20 protein-coding genes are annotated in these 17,847 nt (G+C 63.2%); 18 read left to right on the forward strand and 2 right to left on the reverse strand.

The genetic code is table 11. The annotated features are described in order from the left end of the window. Window positions 1–77: 77 nt before the first annotated feature. Complete coding sequence (locus RCO24_RS16525; protein WP_308963661.1) at window positions 78–377, reverse strand: hypothetical protein; 300 nt, start codon at window positions 375–377, stop codon at window positions 78–80. Window positions 378–567: 190 nt separating this feature from the next. Between RCO24_RS16525 and fabD the strand changes: the two genes are divergently transcribed. The 8 genes from fabD to RCO24_RS16565 all read left to right on the forward strand — a co-directional run bounded on the left by fabD (window position 568) and on the right by RCO24_RS16565 (window position 8,192). Next, window positions 568–1,515 carry an ACP S-malonyltransferase gene (gene fabD / locus RCO24_RS16530; protein ID WP_308963663.1) on the forward strand — a complete coding sequence of 316 codons (948 nt, stop codon included), beginning with the start codon at window positions 568–570 and terminating at the stop codon, window positions 1,513–1,515. Between the two features lie 24 nt (window positions 1,516–1,539). Then, on the forward strand, window positions 1,540–2,283 hold the full coding sequence (gene fabG, locus RCO24_RS16535) for a 3-oxoacyl-[acyl-carrier-protein] reductase (RefSeq protein ID WP_308963665.1): 744 nt from the start codon (window positions 1,540–1,542) through the stop codon (window positions 2,281–2,283). A gap of 334 nt (window positions 2,284–2,617) precedes the next feature. After that, window positions 2,618–2,860 carry an acyl carrier protein gene (locus RCO24_RS16540; protein ID WP_020086632.1) on the forward strand — a complete coding sequence of 81 codons (243 nt, stop codon included), beginning with the start codon at window positions 2,618–2,620 and terminating at the stop codon, window positions 2,858–2,860. Window positions 2,861–3,158: 298 nt separating this feature from the next. Further along, window positions 3,159–4,421, forward strand: coding sequence for a beta-ketoacyl-ACP synthase II (gene fabF, locus RCO24_RS16545; RefSeq protein ID WP_308963881.1), 1,263 nt, complete (start codon window positions 3,159–3,161; stop codon window positions 4,419–4,421). 185 nt (window positions 4,422–4,606) lie between these two features. Continuing rightward, window positions 4,607–5,956, forward strand: a complete 1,350-nt coding sequence (gene mltG / locus RCO24_RS16550) for an endolytic transglycosylase MltG (protein ID WP_308963668.1) — start codon at window positions 4,607–4,609, stop codon at window positions 5,954–5,956. 115 nt (window positions 5,957–6,071) lie between these two features. Continuing rightward, on the forward strand, window positions 6,072–6,959 hold the full coding sequence (locus RCO24_RS16555; RefSeq protein ID WP_308963670.1) for a YicC/YloC family endoribonuclease: 888 nt from the start codon (window positions 6,072–6,074) through the stop codon (window positions 6,957–6,959). An 89-nt stretch (window positions 6,960–7,048) separates the two neighbouring features. Continuing rightward, window positions 7,049–7,696 carry a guanylate kinase gene (gmk, locus tag RCO24_RS16560; protein WP_308963671.1) on the forward strand — a complete coding sequence of 216 codons (648 nt, stop codon included), beginning with the start codon at window positions 7,049–7,051 and terminating at the stop codon, window positions 7,694–7,696. A 7-nt stretch (window positions 7,697–7,703) separates the two neighbouring features. After that, window positions 7,704–8,192: an N-acetyltransferase gene (locus RCO24_RS16565; RefSeq protein WP_308963673.1), complete on the forward strand. Its 489-nt coding sequence runs from the start codon at window positions 7,704–7,706 to the stop codon at window positions 8,190–8,192. 291 nt (window positions 8,193–8,483) lie between these two features. Here the strand turns inward: RCO24_RS16565 and RCO24_RS16570 are convergent, their stop codons facing one another. Continuing rightward, window positions 8,484–9,245: a helix-turn-helix domain-containing protein gene (locus RCO24_RS16570; RefSeq protein ID WP_374990974.1), complete on the reverse strand. Its 762-nt coding sequence runs from the start codon at window positions 9,243–9,245 to the stop codon at window positions 8,484–8,486. Between the two features lie 692 nt (window positions 9,246–9,937). Between RCO24_RS16570 and RCO24_RS16575 the strand changes: the two genes are divergently transcribed. From RCO24_RS16575 to glnT, 10 genes are all read left to right on the forward strand, one after another. Next, window positions 9,938–10,231 carry a hypothetical protein gene (locus RCO24_RS16575; RefSeq protein ID WP_308963675.1) on the forward strand — a complete coding sequence of 98 codons (294 nt, stop codon included), beginning with the start codon at window positions 9,938–9,940 and terminating at the stop codon, window positions 10,229–10,231. Between the two features lie 13 nt (window positions 10,232–10,244). Next, entirely contained in the window at window positions 10,245–10,655 is a 411-nt protein-coding gene (locus RCO24_RS16580; RefSeq protein ID WP_308963677.1) for a hypothetical protein, read from the forward strand. 13 nt (window positions 10,656–10,668) lie between these two features. Next, on the forward strand, window positions 10,669–10,854 hold the full coding sequence (locus RCO24_RS16585; RefSeq protein ID WP_308963679.1) for a hypothetical protein: 186 nt from the start codon (window positions 10,669–10,671) through the stop codon (window positions 10,852–10,854). Further along, a complete protein-coding gene (locus RCO24_RS16590) occupies window positions 10,851–12,236 on the forward strand; it encodes an amino acid permease (RefSeq protein WP_308963681.1) in 1,386 nt (461 codons plus the stop codon). The genes RCO24_RS16585 and RCO24_RS16590 overlap by 4 nt, the downstream gene beginning before the upstream one ends. Window positions 12,237–12,366: 130 nt before the next feature. Beyond that, a complete protein-coding gene (locus RCO24_RS16595) occupies window positions 12,367–13,050 on the forward strand; it encodes a hypothetical protein (protein WP_308963683.1) in 684 nt (227 codons plus the stop codon). Then, on the forward strand, window positions 13,047–13,346 hold the full coding sequence (locus RCO24_RS16600) for a hypothetical protein (protein ID WP_308963684.1): 300 nt from the start codon (window positions 13,047–13,049) through the stop codon (window positions 13,344–13,346). Before RCO24_RS16595 ends, RCO24_RS16600 begins: the two co-directional genes overlap by 4 nt. 76 nt (window positions 13,347–13,422) lie before the next feature. Next, complete coding sequence (locus RCO24_RS16605) at window positions 13,423–14,319, forward strand: glutamine amidotransferase family protein (protein WP_308963686.1); 897 nt, start codon at window positions 13,423–13,425, stop codon at window positions 14,317–14,319. A gap of 4 nt (window positions 14,320–14,323) precedes the next feature. After that, window positions 14,324–15,010 carry a GXGXG domain-containing protein gene (locus RCO24_RS16610; protein ID WP_308963687.1) on the forward strand — a complete coding sequence of 229 codons (687 nt, stop codon included), beginning with the start codon at window positions 14,324–14,326 and terminating at the stop codon, window positions 15,008–15,010. After that, window positions 15,010–16,338, forward strand: coding sequence for an FMN-binding glutamate synthase family protein (locus RCO24_RS16615; RefSeq protein ID WP_308963688.1), 1,329 nt, complete (start codon window positions 15,010–15,012; stop codon window positions 16,336–16,338). Before RCO24_RS16610 ends, RCO24_RS16615 begins: the two co-directional genes overlap by 1 nt. Window positions 16,339–16,461: 123 nt before the next feature. After that, window positions 16,462–17,772, forward strand: coding sequence for a type III glutamate--ammonia ligase (gene glnT, locus RCO24_RS16620; protein WP_308963690.1), 1,311 nt, complete (start codon window positions 16,462–16,464; stop codon window positions 17,770–17,772). Window positions 17,773–17,847: the final 75 nt, after the last annotated feature.

A 17,847-nucleotide genomic window follows, 5' to 3' on the forward strand; every position in this document is an offset into this window, starting at 1 on the left:
CCCGTTCAGCCTCCAACCGAAGCGCGTGACGGCGCGACTTATACGGGATTTGCCGCCGTCGGCAAGGGGGAAGAGGGTTAACCTGCCGATCCGGCCGACTTCTCGTAAGCCGCCAGGCAATCCGCGCCATCGCAGTCGATCCAGCGGCCGCTCGGCAATTGCACCTCCCACACAGCCTCCCGCTTGAGCGGGCCCGGCGCCGGAGACTTATAGGCGTCCTCCCGGGTCGATCTGTAAAATTGGCGCGTTTTCAGCGTCTTGCCGTCCCGCGTCTGGATCGTGCCGGTGGCGATGACGTCCCGCGGCAGCAAATCCCACTGCCAGGCGAGAATGTAGGCTGCGGCCACCGCGACGAAAACCACCAGCGCCCAAACCATGCGTCTGCTCCTCATGGGCCTCAATTTCCGAGCGAATCCCCGATCCAATTCACGCACCCTCGTGGCCCCTGTTCCCCCGGGTCTTGACAATCACGGGGCCAACATGTCGAAAGCGCGGGAGAACGTTGAGATCCCGACGTGCGCCTTTGGCCGCCGGATACGGGACGAACAAATCACAAAAGGAGCGAGCGTGGCACGCGCATTCGTATTTCCCGGACAGGGCAGCCAGGATGTGGGCATGGGCCGCGAGCTGGCCGAAACCTTCCCCGTCGCTCGCGCGGTGTTCGACGAGGTCGACGAAGCCCTCGGCCAGAAGCTCTCCGCCATCATGTGGGAAGGGCCCAAGGAAACGCTGACGCTGACCGAGAACGCTCAGCCCGCGCTGATGGCCGTTTCGATCGCGGTCCTGCGCGTGCTCGAACGCGAGCGCGGCCTGAAGCTCGCCGATACCGTGAAGTTCGTCGCCGGCCATTCGCTCGGCGAATATTCGGCCCTCGCAGCTGCCGGCGCCTTCTCGCTGTCGGATACTGCTCGCCTCCTGAAGCTGCGCGGCAAGGCCATGCAGGCCGCGGTGCCGGTCGGCCAGGGCGCGATGGTGGCGCTGCTCGGCGTCGGTCTCGACGTAGCCGAAAAAGTGGCCGCCGAAGCGGCCCAGGGCGACGTCTGCCAGGTCGCCAACGACAACGAGCCGACACAGGTCGTGCTCTCGGGTTCGAAGGCCGCGATCGATCGCGTCGCCGAGATCGGCAAGGCGCATGGCGTGCGCCGCGCGGTTCCGCTCCCTGTCTCCGCGCCGTTCCATTGCGCGCTAATGCAGCCCGCCGCCGACGCGATGGCGGATGCGCTTTCGAAGGTTGCCATCAACAAGCCGGTCGTCCCCGTCGTGGCCAACGTCGTCGCCAGCGCGGTCAGCGATCCGGACGAGATCCGCCGCCTGCTCGTGCAGCAGGTGACTGGCACCGTGCGCTGGCGCGAGTGCGTGGGGTATCTCGCCGCGAACGGCGTCACCGACATTTTCGAGATCGGCTCCGGCAAGGTGCTGGCCGGTCTTGCCAAGCGCATCGAGAAGTCGCTCGAAGCGGCGAGCCTCGGCACGCCCGCCGACATCGAGGCCGCTTGGCCCAAGCTCAGCTCATAACGTGATCGAAAAGGACCCCACACAATGTTCGATTTGACCGGCAAGAAGGCGCTGGTGACCGGCGCGACCGGCGGCATCGGCGAAGGCATCGCGCGCGCCTTCCACAAAGCCGGTGCGGAGGTCGCGATCTCCGGCCGTCAGGTTGCCAAGCTCGAGGCGCTGGCCGCCGAACTCGGCGAGCGCGTGCACGTCGTGCCCTGCGATCTCGCCGACAAGGAAGCCGTCTCCAAGCTGATCGATGCCGCATCCGCCAAGCTCGGCCGCGTCGACATCCTGGTCAACAACGCCGGCCTCACCAAGGACAACCTGTTCATGGTGATGAAGGACGAGCAGTGGGACGACGTGATCGCCGTCAACCTGACCTCGACCTTCATGCTGATGCGCGCCGCCACTCGCCACATGCTGCGCTCGAAGACGGGCTATGGCCGCATCATCAACATCTCGTCGGTCTCGGGCATCATCGGCAACCCCGGCCAGGGCAACTATGCAGCCTCGAAGGCCGGCATGATCGGCATGACCAAATCGCTGGCTCGCGAGGTCGCCAACCGCGGCATCACCGCCAACTCGATCGCGCCGGGCTTCATCCAGACCGCGATGACCGATGTTTTGAACGACAAGCAGAAAGGGGAGATCTCGCAGCACATCCCCGCCCAGCGCTTCGGATCGCCCGATGACATCGCCGCCGCGGCCGTCTACCTTGCCAGCGTCGAAGCCGGTTACGTGACCGGACAAACGCTTCACGTAAACGGCGGCATGGCGATGATTTGACGACGGTTTTGGTTAACTCCCTCGGCTGCGCGGGCCGCAATCTGCAACCGGGGGCAATGTGTCGCTCTCGATGCGGGCTATTCGCAGCCCGTTGCATTGGGGGCAGTGCTGGCCAAGCCTAGGGAGATATGTTAACGAGCCTCGTTTTTTTGCTGCGCAGCTTTGGGAAAGGCCCTAACGATCAACGCTCACGCGCTGTCGTCCGGGACACACCCCTTGAATGGCGCCGCCAGAAGCTGGACGAGACACGACTTCATCTTGTGCGTTCCGCTCCGACGGGACCCGAGAAGACGATAGCAACCAGAAGATTAGAGCAGGGACACGAGGGAAGACGATGAGCGATGTCGCAGAGCGCGTGAAGAAGATCGTTGTAGAGCATCTTGGCGTCGAGGCCGACAAGGTCACTGAGAACGCAAGCTTCATCGACGATCTGGGCGCTGACAGCCTTGATACGGTCGAGCTGGTCATGGCGTTCGAGGAAGAGTTCGGATGCGAGATTCCGGACGATGCCGCCGAGCACATTCTGACGGTCGGCGATGCTGTGAAGTTCCTCGAGAAGAACGCAACCGCCGCTTAAGGCCGGTTTGCTCTCGAACACGCGCATTCGAGGTGCCAGCGGGTGCCTCGAATGGGCGAGCCGCCGACGGCCGAGGAAGCAAGCGGAGATCGAGGCGACGTCACGTCGGTCGAGATGTCCGCGAGACCTTGAAGCCAAGGCGGCTTGAGCGGGTTCGAAAGTCGCGTGTTCAGGAACTGGGAAACGGGGCGTAGCGGGGGCGCGTCTCGTGGCAACAGAGACCACCACAAGGCCTGGCAAGTTGATCGCCCGGCGTTGAAGGTCAGAGCTCCTTATCCATGGAACGCACATGAGAGAATTGCGCCGCGTCGTCGTCACTGGCCTAGGCCTGGTTTCCCCGGTTGGCTGCGGGGTCGAAGCGTCCTGGAATAATCTTCTGGCGGGCAAGAGCGGCGCACGGCGCATCGAGGAATTCGAGGTTTCCGACCTCTCGTGCCAGATCGCCAACTTCATCCCGCGCGGCGACAAATCCGAAGGCAAGTTCAATCCCGACGATTGGATGGAGCCCAAGGAGCAGCGCAAGGTCGATGATTTCATCATCTACGCCGTCGCAGCCGCAGATCAGGCGCTCGCCGATGCCGGCTGGAAGGCAGACACGCCCGAAAAGCAGGAGTCGACCGGCGTTCTCATCGGCTCCGGTATCGGCGGCCTTTCGGGCATCGCCGACACCTCGCTGCTGCTCAAGGAAAAAGGCGCACGCCGCGTCTCGCCGTTCTTCATTCCCGGTCGCCTGATCAATCTTGCGGGCGGCTATGTCTCGATCAAGCATCAGCTCAAAGGCCCCAACCACGCCGTCGTGACGGCGTGCTCCACCGGCACGCATGCCATCGGCGATGCCGCGCGCATCGTGGCGTTGGGTGACGCCGAGGTCATGGTCGCGGGCGGAACCGAAAGCTCCATCTGCCGCATCGGCATGGTTGGCTTCGTCGCTTGCCGCGCGCTTTCGAGTGGTTTCAACGACCGCCCGACCGAGGGCTCGCGACCCTACGACAAGGATCGCGACGGGTTCGTCATGGGCGAGGGCGCCGGCGTCGTCGTCCTCGAAAGCTACGAGCATGCCAAGGCGCGCGGCGCCAAGATCTACGCCGAGGTCGTCGGCTACGGCATGTCGGGCGATGCCTATCACATCACCGCCCCGTCCGAGACCGGCGATGGCGCGTTCCGCTGCATGCGCGCCGCGCTGAAGAGCGCCGGCCTCGCGCCGAGCGACATCGACTACATCAACGCACACGGCACCTCGACTCCGCTGGGCGACGAGATCGAGCTCGGCGCCGTCGAGCGCCTGTTCGGCAACACGCAGGCCAAGCTTTCGATGTCGTCGACCAAGTCGTCGATCGGACATCTGCTCGGGGCAGCCGGCGCGGTCGAAGCCATCTTCTCGATCCTGGCCATTCGCGATCAGGTCGCACCCGCGACGCTGAACCTCGACAATCCGTCGGTCGAGACCGCCATCGATCTCGTTCCGAAGACGCCGAGGAAGCGCGAGATCAACACGGTGCTCTCGAATTCCTTCGGGTTTGGAGGCACCAACGCCTCCCTCGTGATGCGCAAGGTGGCCTGACCAACCCGGTGAGGTCCCTGGAGAGCTGCCGGTTAAGGCCGTTCTGACCGGGGTTTTGCCACAATCCCGCGATCACGTCGTGGCGTGACGAGGCGCGCGGATATAAAGCCCGCCTCAAAGGGATTGCCTGCTCGCCGTCGGGGACGCGGCGCGACAGGGAGCGGACGCGAGACGGGAGCTGGTTGATGAGTAGAGGTCGCCGGGATGTGCCGCCCACGCTGTCGCGGCGGGACGGGGTTCGCCCGAGAAGCCCGGCCGAGGCCCTGGAGCCGGGACGCGCGCCGCCACGTCCGCGCGGCATGCGCCAGCGCAAGGAATCCCGGGTGCTTTCAGGGTTCGCCCGCGTCGTCAGCGGCGTGATGACGATCCTACTCGTGCTGATGCTGACCGCAGGCGGTTTGACGCTGCTGATGGGCCATCTCTACAGCCGCCCTGGCCCCCTAACGCTCTCGCAGACCGTCGTCATTCCCAAGGGCGCAAGCAGCAACGAAATCGCCGACGACCTCGAACGCGAAGGGGTCGTTTCGAGCCGCTTGGCCTTCATGGCCAACTACTACGTGCAGAGCCGCATGCGTCCGAAAGATGTGATGCTCAAGCACGGCGAATACCTGTTCAAGCCGAACGTCAGCATTCGTGAGGTCATCGAGATCCTCTCCGAAGGCAAGTCGGTGATGTACAAGGTCACGATCCCCGAGGGCCTGACCAGCCAGCAGATCGTCGAGCGCCTCAAGGGCGAGGAGAACCTGTCGGGAGAGGTAACGCAGATCCCGGCCGAAGGCTCGATCCTGCCCGAGACCTACAGCATCGAGAAAGGCATGCAGCGCCAAGAGCTTCTGGAGCGCATGCAGCTGAAGCAGAAGCAGGTGCTCGAAGCAGCCTGGCAGCGCCGGCAAGGCGAGCTGCCGTTCGCGACGCCCGACCAGGCCGTCGTGATGGCCTCGATCATCGAGAAGGAAACCGGCCGCGCCGACGAGCGCGAGCGCATCGCCGGTGTCTTCGTCAACCGGCTGAAGAAGGGCATGCCGCTGCAGTCGGATCCGACGATCCTCTACGGCATCTATGGCGGTGGCGTGCAGTGGGGGAAGCCCATCCTGCAGTCAGAGAAAGACACGAAGAACGCGCACAACACGTATCAGATCAAAGGCTTGCCGCCGACGCCGATCTGCAACCCAGGTCGCCCCGCGCTCGAGGCCGCGCTGAATCCGTCCCAGCACGGCGACATCTTCTTCGTAGCCGACGGCACCGGCGGCCATATTTTCTCGGCCACCCTGAAAGATCACAATGCCGCTGTAAGCAATTGGCGCAAGGTCGAGAAGGACATGCGCGCGCGCCAGGCCGCCGCCAAGGATGCGCCGGAAGGAGCTGCCGCCGCTGCTGCGCCGGTCGCCAATCCGGTAACGGAAATTCCGAGTCCGCCGGCTGAAGACACCGGCGGCGAGGCGGCTCCCGCCGCTGGCGCTGAGCAAGCAGGCGCTGCCCCCAATCCGGCAACGGCCTCGACCATGCCGCTCCCGGTCCGCAAACCGAAGCGCTAACCGCACCCGCACGCGACGCTTGCGAGCGCTCCTGCCGCCGCGTACCTCTGTCGCGCGGGCGCTGATCGGCGCGCGTTTGAAGCAATCCCGCAAGCGAACCACTCCGGATAGTCACATGACCCTGCAAAGCATGACCGGGTTCGCCCGCAGCGACGGTGCCATCGATGGCGCGACGTGGCATTGGGAAATAAAGAGCGTCAACAATCGCGGCCTCGATATTCGTCTGCGCTTGCCGACCGGCTATGAGGCCGTCGAGCCCAAGATCCGCGACCGCATTGCCAAGCTCATGTCGCGCGGCAGCATCAACGCCAACCTCAGCGTGGCCCGCCGTGCGCAGGTGAGTGACGTGCGCATCAACCAAGCAGTGCTCGACCGCGTGCTCGAGCTTGCGACGCGCCTGAGCCACAACACCGGCGCGGAGAAGCCACGCGTTGAAACCCTGCTCGGGCTGAAGGGCGTGCTCGACGTCGTCGAGGAAGCCGACGACGAGGAAACCCTCGCGCGCGAGCAGGCGTCCGTAATTCAGGGGTTCGAAAGCGCGATTACCGGCCTGGTGACGGCGCGCCGCGAGGAAGGCGCCCGGTTGAAGCAGGTTGTGAGCCGCCAGATCGACGAGATTGCGCGCCTCGCGAACGTCGTCGAGGCCTCGCCCTCGCGCAGCGTCGAGGCGATCCGCCGCCGGCTTGCGGAGCAGGTTGCCCGACTGGTCGAGACTGGCCAGGGCCTCGATCCTGTCCGCCTCCACCAGGAAGCCGTGCTGATTGCCACCCGCGCCGACGTGGAGGAGGAGTTGAAGCGCCTCGCCGCCCACGTGGAGGCCGCCCGCGCGCTGCTGCGCGAGGAGGGGGCCATCGGCCGCAAGCTCGATTTTCTGGCGCAGGAGTTCAATCGGGAGGCGAACACGCTGACCTCGAAGGCAGGCGATCAGGAAATCGCGCACGCCGGGCTGGCGCTGAAGGTCGTCATCGATCAGCTGCGCGAGCAGGTTCAGAACATCGAATAAGGGGCCGCGCTTATCTCTCGCGCCATCCCGGTTTTCCATTTTCGGAAAACATGGTCTAAACCCTGCGGACAGAACGCGGGGAGGCGACTATGACGAGCGAAAATCCGACGATCGAGCGGCGCGGCCTACTCCTCGTGCTGTCGTCGCCGTCGGGCGCCGGAAAGACCTCGCTCGCCCGTGCTTTGCTCGAGGCCGATCCGAACATCGCGCTGTCCGTCTCCGTGACGACCCGCACGCCGCGCCCCGGCGAGGTCGATGGGCGCGACTACTGGTTTCTCGACGAAGCCAAGTTCAAGGCGATGATCGCGGCTGGCGAGCTTCTCGAATGGGCCGTAGTCTTCGGCAACTACTACGGAACGCCGCGCGCACCAATCGAACGGGCCGTCGCGGAAGGCCGCGATGTGCTGTTCGACATCGATTGGCAGGGCACGCAGCAACTGTCCGAGCGAATGGCCAACGATCTCGTGCGCGTCTTCGTGCTGCCGCCGTCGGCTGACGCGCTCGAGCGGCGCTTGACGCAGCGCGCCCAGGATCCGCCCGATGTGGTGGCCAAGCGCATGGCCAAGGCCTCCGACGAAATCAGCCATTGGGCCGAGTACGACTATGTGATCGTCAACGCCAATCTTGAGGAAAGCAGCGCCGGGCTTCGCGCGATCCTCGCCGCGGAGCGCCTACGGCGTGACCGCATGACCGGTCTCTCGACGTTCGTGCGCTCCCTGCAAAGCGCGCTGACATAGTCGCGGGATGCTGATCCGCCCCGAGACGCCGGATCTCGTCGGCGCCATCCGGGCGCTTCATCTCGCGGCGTTCCCGACGTCTGCAGAGGCCGACCTTGTCGATCGGCTGCGCCGTGACGGCGACGCGACGCTCTCACTCGTTGCGCTGGATGCCGGCACGATCGCCGGCCACCTCATGCTCTCTCCGATGCATGCGCCCATGAAAGCGCTGGGCCTCGGGCCGCTCGCGGTTCGAGCTGACCGCCGCAGGCAAGGGATCGGCGGTCAATTGATCCGCAACGGACTGGCGGAGGCAAAGGCTGCGGGGTGGGAGGCGATCTTCGTGCTCGGGGAGCCGGCCTTTTACGGCCGCTTTGGATTCGACGTCGGGAGAGCAGTCGGCTTCGAGACGCCGTACGCTGGGCCTTACTTTATGATCCTTGCGCTCGACGGCAGCGAGCTTTCCGCGCGGTCAGGGCGTGTCGATTACGCGCCCGCATTCGCGGATCTCGAATAGGAAGATCAAAAAGCCGTCAGACCATGATCGCTTCGGACCCTATCAGTCCGAAGCGTGAATCATCGGTCTCACTAAGGTGACCATGATCGCTTCAGGCCCTATCAGCCTGAAGCGTGAATCATCGGTCCCACTAAGGTGGCCATGATCGCTTCGGACCCAAGCGCTCCGATCGTCGCGTCCCCTAGCGGGCGCGGCGTGAATCGGCAGCGCAGGAAAAGCCCGAAGCGTGAATCATAGGTCTCATCAAAAACCTAGAGCGTGATTGCGTTTCAAAGAAAAGCAATCATGGTCTTAGGGCAGCTCGCGTCCGTAGCTGATGACGGACAGAAAGCGGATCGGCAACTTCACCAGCTCCTCGGGGCCGTGCGGCGCATCCGCATCGAAGAACAGGCTGTCGCCCGGCTTCATCGGATAAAGCTTGTCGGCGTGCCGATAGACCACCTCACCTTCGAGAACGTAGATGAGCTCGAGCCCCGCATGCTGGAACAGCGGGAACACATCCGACTCTTCCGTCAGCGTGATCAGATACGGCTCGACCACGACGCCGCCCGCCTGGCCGCCCGAGTGCCCGAGCAACTGATACTGGTGTCCCGCGCGTGTTCCCCGCCGCTCGATCAGCAGTCCCTGGCCCGCCGAAACGAACACCGCATTGCGCCGCTCCTCGAACCGGCGGAACAGCGCCGTGACCGGAACGCCCAGCGCTTTCGACAGCCGTTGCAGCGTCGTGAGCGAAGCGCTCGTGACGCCGTTCTCGATCTTCGACAGCATTCCGAGCGAGAGCCCGGCCGCGCGTGCAAGATCGGAAGCCGTGATGCCGAGCTTGTTTCGGAAGGCGCGCACTTCGCGGCCGATTGCGACTTCGAGCATGCTGTCGCGTGAGCCCTGGAGCGCATGAGGATCCTGCTCCTCCTTGGGCTCCACCACCTGCAGCACCTCGGCGAGTTCCTCCTGTGACAGCGCCTTGCGGCCCTTGACGTCACCGCGAGGCGGTTCGGCGGTCGTTGCCTCGGTATTGCTGTCCTTTTTCAAGGGGCCTCCCGATCTCTGGTTCATGCGCGGCAGCCCATAAAAATTTTTCAAACCCTGCCGTATTCAATCGACAAATCGAACAGGAAGGGGAAATTCGAAAATGCGGGGCGAAAGTCTCGTCGGCAAGAGCATCAACACTGAAACACTCGTCACCCTATCGAACCACGAGTGCCGACGTCTTGGCAACTAACGAGTGAGCAAAGAAAAATACCGAGGACATCTGTTTGCACTCCGAAGTTACGTAAATCTTCGCGAGCAAATCACGCCCCGCTAGATATTTTCCCGCCAACGCAACCGGCCGGACTTTTTCGAGACGTCATCACGCGCTTTTTGAGAGCGCTGATCGCTGCGCCCAATTCGAGGGTTCGAAGCAGTTTGGCCGAGGTCAGACATCTCGACCGCACGCCAGGCGATAACCGATGACGGAACCGGTCCTTCATGCTGACCAGAGCGAGCCGCCGCACCGCTGCCCGCGCGCGGCTGCCTACGAAACCGGCATTCCCCCCGTGCAAGTTTATTTCCAACCACTCAAGGGTTGGGAGTCAAGCCAGAATTGCCCACTGAACAGGCATTCTGGTGCCAAATCTGCTCGTTATGGAATCAAACGCCTTGACAAACTGCGGCAGCACGACGCAGTGTTTTTCCGCACATAAAAAAAGGTTGCCTCACAGGCAACACCAGGAGGAACCCTCAAAACCCATCCAAGGGGGAGTTTAATGCAACAAAAAGCATCGGATCCACGCGTCCATTCTATGTTCGCCGGCGACCGCATATGGGCGTTCGGCGCAGTTCTTGTTCTCTGGGCGGTCTACGGCTTCGTCTACTGGCGATTGTCGGAAAGCGCTCCGACCGACGGCGTCCTGGAGGCCCTCGGCGTCGCCGGCGGTCTCGTTCTCTTGTTCAATTCCGCATCGATCCTCGCGATGATCAGCCACTACGCGGAAGACAAGGAGCACATCTACGGGCTCGACATCCACTACCTCGACGAAATGAAAAAGTCGAAGGCGTAGGGGAGAAAGAGCCATGGCCAAGACGCCGTATAAGCCGCCGACGCAGTCTGCGATCGGCCAGACTTTCGATACCTTTTTTCTCCTCGCCCTCGTGCTCGCTGCCCTTTTCGTGCCGCTTTATCTCGGCCTTGCGGGCGGCGGCAAAACCATGCTCGAGCTGAAGGACACCTCGTGGACCGGTATGGGTCAAAACGCGACCATGCAGGCCCAGTGGGAGAAGCTTGGCTTCACCCCAGGACCCAAAACGGAAGAGAACGCGACATCGGCCGCTGAGCTGATCGCCGCGCGCTTCGACTACGCGTTCGACCCTGTCGAACTCGCGGTCACCGCCCTGGTGGTGCTCGGCTACTTCTTCATCGTCTTTCACTGGTCCCGGAAGGAATACCGGGACGTGATCGACGAACGGTTCAACGGCAAAAAGTGAGGGAGGGGATCCCGTGAATAATTTCCAACTGCTCGAATACGCGGCCTGGGGCCTCTCCGCGCTCCTCGGCCTATGGATGCTGATCGATCTCATTCGCACGGACCGGACTTACAGCGAAGAGCTGCTGACCTCGTCCCAGGAGGGTGAAATCGAAGATGCGCTCGTCATCGATCCGACCCACCAGGGAGGTCACCGGTGACTCAGACAACAGCAATTCACGGCGAGAAGATCTCGCTGTTGCGCGTGCTTGGTCCGGGTCACGTGTGGGCGCTTGGCGTCGGCATCGTGCTCGTGGGCGAGTACATGGGCTGGAACTTCGCAGTCGGCAAAGGCGGCGCCATCGCCGCGCTGATCGCCTGCTGGGTGGCCGGTCTTCTCTACACCTGCGTGGCGATGATCGATTCCGAAGTGACCTCCACGGTCGCTGCGGCCGGCGGTCAGTATGCCCAGGCCAAGCACATCGTTGGGCCATTGATGGCCTTCAACGTGGGCCTGTTCCTGGTCTTCGCCTACACCATGCTCGAAGCGGCCAACGCCATCACGCTCGGCTACCTCGTGCAGACGGTCGGCTCGATGGCAGGGTTTCCCGAAACCCACGATAAGCCGTTCATCGTTTTGACGATCATGTTCCTCGCGTGGCTCAACTATCGCGGTGTCTACGCGACGCTCACGTTCAACCTCGTCATCACGGCGATCGCGTTCGTTGCGATCTGGGTGCTGTTCTTTGCAGTTCAGCCCTGGAGCAGCGTCTACATGAAGCACGGCGAACTGCTGACCGGCTTGCCTTATGGCTGGCTCGGCGTGCTCGCCGCCCTTCACTTCGGCATGTGGTACTACCTCGGCATCGAGGGCACGACGCAGGCCGCCGAAGAGGTCCGCTCGCCAGCGCGCGCCCTCCCTCTCGGCACCATGACCGGCATCATCACGCTGCTGATCGCAGCAACGATGACCTGGTACATCTGCGCGGGCATCATGCCGTGGGAATATCTGGGTCAGGCCGTGACGCCTCTGTTCGATGCGGCCCGTCTCACGGATTCCAACGTCCTGATGGTCTTGCTGTTCATCGGCACGATCTTCTCGACGCTGGCCTCCGCCAACGGCTGCATCAACGACGCATCCCGCGCCTGGTTCTCGATGGGCCGCGATCGTTATCTGCCGCAGGTGTTCGGCGCGGTGCATCCGAAGTACCGCACGCCCTATCGGTCGATCGTGTTCCTGGTGCCGGTGGCTCTGGTGTTCGCGTACTTCGCTCCGCTCGATCAGGTGATCACGTTCTCGATCCTGTCGGGCTTGCTCGAGTACACGTACATGGCGATCGGCGTCATGATGTTCCGGCAGAAGTGGCCGCTCGGCACGATCAAGCGGGGCTACGTGCACCCGTTCCATCCGCTGCCGGCCATCGTGCTGCTGCTCCTGTGCTCCGCCACCTACTTCGCGGTGTTCCTGGGCTACGGCACGCAGCTCATCGCGATGATGGTGTTCTACATCGTTGCTTCGCTGTGGTTCGCGCTGCACCGCTACAAGTTCGTGCGTCGCGGAGCGCAGTTCACGATGCCTTGGCCTAAGCCGGTCGGATACTGATCCGATCCAAGACGGCATGGCGCGGTTCGGCAGGCCCGGATCGCGCCATGCGCAACACCCAATCATAAGGCCCCGACGGGCCACGGTCCCGCCTGGGTCTCCGATCAAGTTCGAGCGGAGTGAGAGACCTGTGTCCAACGCCTCGGCAGCACTGTTGTTGCTGGTTTTCGCCAGCCCCCTCGTTTGGCTCGCGTTGCGCGATCACAAGGCCTTGCGGCTGAGCCGCATAGGTCTGCTCGATGGTTGTGCAGACGTGTTCGATCGCTATGCACTCACCCACGACGGAGACAGCTTTCCGCGTATCAGCGGGCGCTGCGGCCGTCGCAATGTCGACGTCCGGCTGATCAGCGACACAATGACCATCCGGAGACTTCCCCAGCTCTGGCTGCAGGTGACGATGCTCGACCGCATTGACGTTACGAGCGGCCTCGCCGTGCTCGTTCGCCCGTCCGGATACGAGTTCTACAGCCTGACGACGGGCTACCTTCACGTCCTCGATACGCCGCCGTCGTTTCCGAGCGAGGTGATCGTGCGGAGCGAGCATGCCGGCGCCGCGAAACTCCTGGAAAAACTAACGCCGTCAATGGCTAGGATCCTTGAGGATCCGCGCGTCAAGGAGATTGACATCACGCCTCAGGGACTGCGGATCATCCGCCAGGCCGACGAGGGGAGGCGTGGCGAATACCTGCTGTTGCGCCAGGCCGTCTTTGATCAGGCTGTCGTCACGGCCGATGAGCTTGGAGCGGCGCTTGCGGAACTCGAAACCCTCCGCGCCCCGATCGAAAAAACCGAGAGAGAGGCCCTCTACGCATGACCCAGACCCGCCGCCCGCTCAATCCTTACATGGTTCTTGCATTGGCGATTGTACTGCCCGGAATGGGGCACGTCGCAGTGGGACAGCCGCAACGGGGTTTCGGCTTCGCATTCTTCGCGCTTCTTCTGGCTTTGGTCTCCTGGCACACGACCACGCCGGAGCACTCGTTCATCGGCCGCTCGGCCGCAGGGCTTTTTGTTTGGGCCCTCTCAATCCCGGATGCCTACCGGCTGGCCCGCCTCAATTACGAAAAGTGGCGCCGAAACCCTTCCAGATTATCCCTACAGGAAAATTAGTTGCATACCAGTGGAATTGGTGGTTTGTTGCTGCTTAGTCAACTTTTAGGAAACAAACGAAATCGGGGGGTGACCGATGTGCGGGATTGTCGGCCTTTTCATCAAGAACAAGGCGCTTGAGCCTCGGCTCGGAGAGCTGACGGCCGGAATGCTGGCGACGATGTGCGAGCGAGGCCCGGATTCTGCGGGCTTCGCGGTCTACGGGGCGCCGAAGTCCGGCAAGGCCAAGATCACCCTGCAGTCTCCCGATCCCGACACGGATTTCGACGGTCTAGCAAAGGCGGTTGAGAAGGCGATCGACGCCAAAGCCAAGCTTGAGATCAAATCGACCCACGCCGTTCTGACCTGCCCTGCCGACAAGGCCGACTTGGCGCGCGAGGCCATCCGCGCCGGCCATCCGAGCATCCGCATCATGGGCAGCGGCGACTCCATCGAGATCTACAAGGAGGTCGGCTACCCGACCGACGTCGCCGAGCGCTTCGCTCTTGCGAAAATGACCGGCACGCACGCCATCGGCCACACGCGCATGGCGACCGAGAGCGCCGTCACCACGATGGGCGCGCATCCATTCTCGACCGGCCCCGACCAGTGCCTCGTCCACAACGGCTCGCTCTCGAACCACAACAACCTGCGCCGCGAGCTCAAGCACGACGGCATGACCTTCGAGACCCAGAACGACAGCGAGGTCGCCGCGGCCTATCTTACCTGGCGCATGAACCAGGGCCTCAATCTGGGCGAGGCACTCGAAAAGAGCCTTGAGGATCTCGACGGCTTTTTCACCTTCGTCGTCGGAACCAAGAACGGCTTCGGCGTGCTCCGCGATCCCATCGCCTGCAAGCCCGCGGTGCTGGCCGAAACCGACGATTATGTCGCGTTCGGTTCCGAGTATCGCGCGCTGGCCGGACTGCCCGGCATCGAGGACGCAAAGGTCTGGGAGCCCGAGCCTGCAACCGTCTACTTCTGGGAGCGCTGACAACATGCGGTCGATCGATCTTGAGAAAACGTCGCTCCGCGAGCTCAACAGCAGTCTCCACCAGTTGAAGGATGGAACCAACGAAACCGAGTGGGAGGTGTTGAATCCTCGCGGCCAGCATTCGGTCGCGGTCGGCGTCGACGCGCCGATCACGGTCACCATTCGCGGCTCCGTCGGCTACTACTGCGCCGGCATGAACAAGCACGCGACCATCGTCGTGCACGGCTCCGCGGGGCCCGGCACGGCCGAGAACATGATGTCCGGAAAGGTCGTCGTGAAGGGAGATGCGAGCCAGTACGCCGGCGCGACAGGCCGCGGCGGCCTGCTGCTGATCGAAGGCAACGCCTCCTCGCGCTGCGGCATCTCGATGAAGGGCATCGACATCGTCGTCAAAGGCAACATCGGCCACATGTCGGCGTTCATGGCGCAGAGCGGGCATCTGGTCGTGCTCGGCGATGCGGGCGATGCGCTCGGTGACAGCATCTACGAAGCCAAGCTGTTCGTGCGCGGCAAAGTGAAGAGCCTCGGCGCCGATTGCATCGAGAAAGAGATGCGCCCCGAGCATCACGAGGCCCTGTCTGCACTGCTTGAGAAGGCGGGCGTGACCGACGTCAAGACTTCGGAATTCAAGCGCTACGGCTCTGCACGCAAGCTCTACACCTTCAACATCGACAACGCGGACGCTTACTGATGAGCTATCAAAATCCGCCGACCACGCCCCGCAAATCCGCAACCTTCGACGACTACACGCTTTCGGAAATCCGTCGCGCCGCGCAAACCGGCATCTATGACATTCGCGGCGGCGGCGCGAAGCGCAAGGTCCCGCACTTCGACGATCTCCTGTTCCTCGGCGCCTCCATGTCGCGCTACCCGCTCGAGGGCTATCGCGAGAAATGCTCGACGGCAGTGACGCTCGGCACCCGTTTCGCGAAGAAGCCGATCGAGCTCAAGATCCCGATCACCATCGCCGGCATGAGCTTCGGTTCGCTCTCCGCCAACGCCAAGGAAGCACTCGGACGCGGCGCAACCCTCGCCGGCACATCGACCACCACCGGCGACGGCGGCATGACGCCCGAGGAGCGCGGGCAATCCGAAAAGCTCGTCTATCAGTATCTCCCGTCGCGCTACGGCATGAACCCCGACGATCTGCGCAAAGCGGATGCCATCGAGGTCGTCGTCGGGCAGGGCGCAAAGCCCGGCGGCGGTGGCATGCTGCTCGGCCAGAAGATCTCCGATCGCGTCGCCGAGATGCGCACGCTGCCCAAGGGCATCGACCAGCGATCGGCCTGCCGCCATCCGGATTGGACCGGTCCCGACGATCTCGAAATCAAGATCCTCGAGCTGCGTGAGATCACCGATTGGGAGAAGCCGATCTACATCAAGGTCGGCGGCGCACGGCCCTACTACGACGTCGCGCTTGCCGTGAAAGCCGGCGCTGACGTGGTCGTCGTCGACGGTATGCAGGGCGGCACCGCTGCCACCCAGGAAGTCTTCATCGAACATGTCGGCCAGCCGACGCTCGCTTGCATTCGGCCTGCTGTTCAGGCGCTTCAGGATCTCGGCATGCACCGCAAGGTGCAGCTGATCGTTTCCGGCGGCATCCGCAACGGCGCCGATGCCGCGAAGGCGCTGGCGCTGGGCGCGGATGCGGTCTCGATCGGCACCGCCGCGCTGGTCGCCCTCGGCGACAACGATCCCGACCTCGAAGCCGAATATGCCAAGCTGAACACGACGGCCGGCGCCTACGACGATTGGCATGAGGGACGCGATCCGGCCGGCATCACCACGCAGGATGCGGAGCTTGCGAAGCGCCTCGATCCGGTTCGCGCAGGCCGCCGCCTCGCCAACTATCTCAAGGTCATGACGCTCGAGCTGCAGACCATCGCACGCGCCGCCGGGCACAATCACGTCCACAATCTCGAGCCCGAGGATCTCTGCGCTCTCACCATCGAGGCGGCCGCCATGGCGCGCGTTCCGCTTTCGGGAACGAGCTGGATCCCAGGGCAGGGGAATCTCTAGCAGCGAAGCTCCGGCTCTCGGGTCGGAGCATCTTCATTCAGTCCGAGACGATCGATGTTTTGGAAATTCTGGAAGCAAAAATCGATCGCCAACTCACATGTAACCGTGTCCGGGGAAAAGCATATGTCACAGGATCTGGCTCAAGTCGCAAAAGAGCGCGGCATCCGCTACTTCATGATCTCGTTCACCGATCTGTTCGGCTTCCAGCGCGCCAAGCTGGTACCGGCCGCCGCGATCGCGGAAATCCAGAAAGACGGCGCCGGCTTCGCGGGCTTTGCGACGTGGCTCGACATGACGCCCGCCCATCCCGACATGTTCGGCATGCCGGATCCGGCAGGGCTCATCCAGCTTCCCTGGAAGCCCGAGGTGGCTTGGGTCGCGGCCGATTGCGTCATGGAGGACAAGAACGTCGCGCAGTCGCCGCGCGTTGTCTTGAAGAACCAGGTCGCCAAGGCCGCCGCCAAGGGTCTGCGCGTCAAGACCGGCGTCGAGTGCGAATACTTCCTGATCAACGCCGACGGTACCGGCATTTCCGATCCCAAGGACCAGGCCGCAAAGCCCTGCTACGATCAGCAGGCGCTGATGCGCCGCTACGACGTTATTTCCGAAATCTGCGACTACATGCTCGAACTCGGCTGGGGCCCATACCAGAACGATCACGAGGACGCCAACGGCCAGTTCGAGATGAACTGGAACTTCGATGACGCGCTGATCACCGCCGATCGGCACTCGTTCTTCAAGTACATGGTGAAGTCCGTCGCCGAAAAGCACGGCCTCCGCGCGACGTTCATGCCGAAGCCGTTTCCGACGCTGACCGGCAACGGCTGCCACGCCCACATCTCGGTGTGGGACGCTGCGACCGGCAAGACCAACATGTTCTTCGACAACAGCGACGAGATGGGGCTCTCGAAGCAGGGCTACAATTTCCTCGGCGGCATCATGCAGCACGCCGAAGCGCTCGCCGCCATCACCAACCCGACGGTCAACTCCTACAAGCGCATCAACGCGCCGCGCACGCTCTCCGGCGCCACCTGGTCGCCGAACAGCGTCACCTGGACCGGCAACAACCGCACGCACATGGTGCGCGTGCCGGGCAAGGGCCGCTTCGAGCTGCGCCTGCCTGACGGCGCTGCCAACCCCTACCTTCTGCAGGCCGTCATCATCGCGGCCGGCCTCGAAGGCATCGAGCGCAACGCCCACCCCGGCAAGCGCCTCGACATCGACATGTACCAGGAAGGGCACACCGTTAAGGACGCGCCCAAGCTGCCGCTCAACCTGCTCGATGCGATCCGTAACTTCGACAAGGACACCGGCCTCAAGGAAGCGCTCGGCAGCGAGTTCTCGTCCGCCTACATCAAGCTCAAGACCAACGAGTGGAACAGCTTCTCGACCCACTTCACGCAGTGGGAACGCGACAACACCCTCGACATCTAAAAAATCGGCAGCGGGCAATAGGCAGCCGGCAGGGACAATCGGTCCGCTGCCGGCTGTTTTCTTTTATGATCCTGC

The organism is Hyphomicrobium sp. LHD-15 (genome assembly GCF_031157355.1).
Taxonomy (GTDB): domain Bacteria; phylum Pseudomonadota; class Alphaproteobacteria; order Rhizobiales; family Hyphomicrobiaceae; genus Hyphomicrobium_C.

Excerpts from the sequence above, each read along its gene's own strand:
- RCO24_RS16580 (WP_308963677.1), top strand. The coding sequence starts at position 10,245 with ATGGCCAAGACGCCGTATAAGCCGCCGACGCAGTCTGCGATCGGCCAG.
- RCO24_RS16540 (WP_020086632.1), top strand. The coding sequence starts at position 2,618 with ATGAGCGATGTCGCAGAGCGCGTGAAGAAGATCGTTGTAGAGCATCTT.
- glnT (WP_308963690.1), top strand. The coding sequence starts at position 16,462 with ATGTCACAGGATCTGGCTCAAGTCGCAAAAGAGCGCGGCATCCGCTAC.
- RCO24_RS16565 (WP_308963673.1), top strand. The coding sequence starts at position 7,704 with ATGCTGATCCGCCCCGAGACGCCGGATCTCGTCGGCGCCATCCGGGCG.
- RCO24_RS16555 (WP_308963670.1), top strand. The coding sequence starts at position 6,072 with ATGACCCTGCAAAGCATGACCGGGTTCGCCCGCAGCGACGGTGCCATC.
- mltG (WP_308963668.1), top strand. The coding sequence starts at position 4,607 with ATGAGTAGAGGTCGCCGGGATGTGCCGCCCACGCTGTCGCGGCGGGAC.
- fabG (WP_308963665.1), top strand. The coding sequence starts at position 1,540 with ATGTTCGATTTGACCGGCAAGAAGGCGCTGGTGACCGGCGCGACCGGC.
- RCO24_RS16605 (WP_308963686.1), top strand. The coding sequence starts at position 13,423 with ATGTGCGGGATTGTCGGCCTTTTCATCAAGAACAAGGCGCTTGAGCCT.
- RCO24_RS16600 (WP_308963684.1), top strand. The coding sequence starts at position 13,047 with ATGACCCAGACCCGCCGCCCGCTCAATCCTTACATGGTTCTTGCATTG.
- RCO24_RS16570 (WP_374990974.1), bottom strand. The coding sequence starts at position 9,245 with ATGAACCAGAGATCGGGAGGCCCCTTGAAAAAGGACAGCAATACCGAG.
- RCO24_RS16525 (WP_308963661.1), bottom strand. The coding sequence starts at position 377 with ATGGTTTGGGCGCTGGTGGTTTTCGTCGCGGTGGCCGCAGCCTACATT.
- gmk (WP_308963671.1), top strand. The coding sequence starts at position 7,049 with ATGACGAGCGAAAATCCGACGATCGAGCGGCGCGGCCTACTCCTCGTG.
- RCO24_RS16615 (WP_308963688.1), top strand. The coding sequence starts at position 15,010 with ATGAGCTATCAAAATCCGCCGACCACGCCCCGCAAATCCGCAACCTTC.
- RCO24_RS16575 (WP_308963675.1), top strand. The coding sequence starts at position 9,938 with ATGCAACAAAAAGCATCGGATCCACGCGTCCATTCTATGTTCGCCGGC.
- RCO24_RS16610 (WP_308963687.1), top strand. The coding sequence starts at position 14,324 with ATGCGGTCGATCGATCTTGAGAAAACGTCGCTCCGCGAGCTCAACAGC.